The following is a 2,905-nucleotide window of genomic DNA, read 5'->3' on the forward strand; positions in this document are numbered from 1 at the left end:
CCCGCTGGCCCCCGCCGCCGCCCCGTGGCATGTAATCCGCAACGCATTCGGGAGGCCCACACCATGGCATTCGGCAAAGGCTGCCACCTTCACCTGATCGACGGCTCGGCCTTCATCTTTCGCGCCTACCACGCGCTGCCGCCGCTCACTCGCAAGTCCGATGGCCTGCCCATCGGTGCTGTCGCGGGGTTCTGCAACATGCTCCACAAATATATCGAGGCCAACACCGGCCCCGATGCCCCCACCCATGCGGCGGTGATCTTCGACTACTCCGGAAAGAGCTTCCGCAACGAGATCTATGACAAGTACAAGGCCAACCGCCCGCCCGCGCCGGAAGACCTGGTGCCGCAGTTTCCGCTGACCCGCGAAGCCACACGCGCCTTCAACGTCGCCTGCGAGGAGATCGAGGGCTACGAGGCCGATGACATCATCGCCACCCTCTCCTGCCAAGCCCGCGATGCGGGCGGGCGTGTCACCATCATCTCGTCGGACAAGGACCTGATGCAGCTCGTCGGTGACGGGGTCGAGATGCTCGATGCGATGAAGAACAAGCGCATCGACGTGGACGGGGTGATCGAGAAGTTCGGCGTGAAGCCCGAGCGCGTGGTCGACGTGCAGGCGCTCGCGGGCGACAGTACTGATAACGTGCCCGGCGCGCCGGGCATCGGCATCAAAACGGCCGCACTTCTCATCAACGAATACGGCGACCTCGACACGCTGCTGGAGCGGGCCGACGAGATCAAGCAGCCCAAGCGGCGCGAGAGCCTGCAAGACAACGCCGAGCTGATCCGCATTTCCCAACGCCTCGTCCAGCTCGATTGCAACACCCCGCTCGATTTCACGCTGGATGACCTGGAGGTGAAAGACCCGGACCCGGAGGCGCTGCTCGCCTTCCTCGCGCAGATGGAGTTCCGCACCCTGGCCAAGCGGGTGGCGGAGCAGTTCAAGGTTGAGCCTCCGGTGATTGACGATACGCCGGGCAACGCGGGCGGCTCCGATGGGGCGGACGCCTCCGACATGCCCGATCCGACGGCGAGCGAAATCCCATTCGATCACACCAAGTACGAGCATGTCGCCACCCGCGAGGCGCTGGACGACTGGCTCATGCGCATCGCGCAGGCGGGCTACGTGGCGGTGGACACCGAAACCACAGGCCTCAACGAGATGACTGCCGATCTGGTGGGCATCTCCCTTTCCGTCACCCCCGGCGAGGCCTGCTATATCCCGCTCGCCCATATCAAGGGCGGCGGCGATGACCTCTTCGCGGATGACACGCCTGCCGAAGGCCAGCTTCCGCTGAACGAGGCGCTCGACGCGCTGAAGCCGATGCTCGAAGACCCGTCGATCCTGAAGATCGGCCAGAACATCAAGTATGACGCCAAGATCTTCCATCGCTACGGCATTCAGGTGGCCCCCTTCGACGACACCATGCTGCTCAGCTATGCCATGCACGGCGGGCTGCACGGCCACGGGATGGATGCGCTTTCGGAGCGTTACCTCGGGCACAACCCGATCCCGATCAAGGAGCTGATCGGCTCGGGCAAGAGCGCGATCACCTTCGACAAGGTGCCGCTGGAGGAGGCGGTGAAATATGCCGCCGAGGATGCGGATATCACCCTGCGGCTCTGGCAGACCTTCAAGCCCCGGTTGCACCGCGCTCGGGTCACGACCGTCTATGAAACGCTCGAGCGCCCGCTGGTGCCGGTGCTGGCCCAGATGGAGCGCCACGGCGTGAAGGTGGACCGTGACACGCTCTCCCGCATGTCCAACGCCTTCGCCCAGAAGATGGCCGGGCTGGAGGCCGAAATCCACGAGCTTGCGGGCGAAAGCTTCAACGTCGGCTCCCCGGCGCAGCTTGGCGAGATCCTCTTCGAGAAGATGGGGCTGGAGGGCGGCAAGAAGGGCAAGAGCGGCAAATACAGCACCCCCGCCGATGTGCTGGAAGACCTCGCCACCGAGCATAACCTGCCCGCGCGGGTGCTCGACTGGCGCCAGCTCTCCAAACTCAAGTCCACCTACACCGACGCGCTGCAGACCCACATCAATGCCGAGACGGGGCGGGTGCATACCAGCTACGCCATCACCGGCGCCAACACCGGCCGCCTCGCCTCGACCGACCCCAACCTGCAAAACATCCCCGTGCGCACCGAGGAGGGCCGCCGCATCCGCGAGGCCTTCGTCGCCGAAAAGGGCAACAAGCTGGTGTCGCTCGACTATTCCCAGATCGAGCTGCGCATCCTCGCCCATATCGCCAACATCGAAGAGCTGAAGCAGGCCTTTCGCGAGGGGCAGGACATTCACGCGCTGACCGCGTCCGAAATGTTCAACGTGCCGCTCGACGAGATGACACCCGAGATCCGCCGCCAGGCCAAGGCCATCAACTTCGGGGTGATCTACGGGATTTCCGGCTTCGGGCTGGCGCGCAACCTGCGCATCCCCCGCGCCGAGGCGCAGGCCTTCATCGACCGCTACTTCGAGCGCTTCCCCGGCATCCGCGCCTACATGGACGATACGGTGGGATTTGCGAAGGAACACGGCTACGTGCAAACCCTCTTCGGCCGCAGGATCCACACCCCCGAGATCAACGCCAAGGGCCCCGGCGCGGGCTTTGCCAAACGCGCCGCGATCAACGCGCCGATTCAGGGCACGGCAGCCGACGTGATCCGCCGCGCGATGATCCGCATGCCCGAGGCGATAGAAGGCTTGCCCGCGAAGATGTTGCTGCAAGTCCACGACGAGTTGATCTTCGAGGTCGAAGAAGCCGCCATCGACGACACCATCGCGGCGGTGAAGAAAGTCATGGAAGGCGCCGCCAACCCGGCAGTTCATCTCGACGTGCCGCTGGAGGTGGACGCAGGCCAGGGCATGAGCTGGGCCGAGGCGCATTAGCCGCCCCACCCCCGCC

At 64.9% G+C, this 2,905-nt stretch carries 1 protein-coding gene; it reads left to right on the forward strand.

All coding sequences use genetic code 11. The features are described 5' to 3' along the window. Nucleotides 1-63 precede the first annotated feature (63 nt). A complete protein-coding gene (gene polA, locus DYI42_RS23625; protein ID WP_213549544.1) occupies nt 64-2,889 on the forward strand; it encodes a DNA polymerase I in 2,826 nt (941 codons plus the stop codon). The last annotated feature ends 16 nt before the right edge of the window (nt 2,890-2,905 follow it).

The organism is Vannielia litorea (assembly GCF_018424695.1).
GTDB lineage: Bacteria > Pseudomonadota > Alphaproteobacteria > Rhodobacterales > Rhodobacteraceae > Vannielia > Vannielia litorea_A.

What these genes read in the sequence shown, in the direction of transcription:
- polA (WP_213549544.1), top strand. Translation starts at nt 64, where the DNA reads ATGGCATTCGGCAAAGGCTGCCACCTTCACCTGATCGACGGCTCGGCC.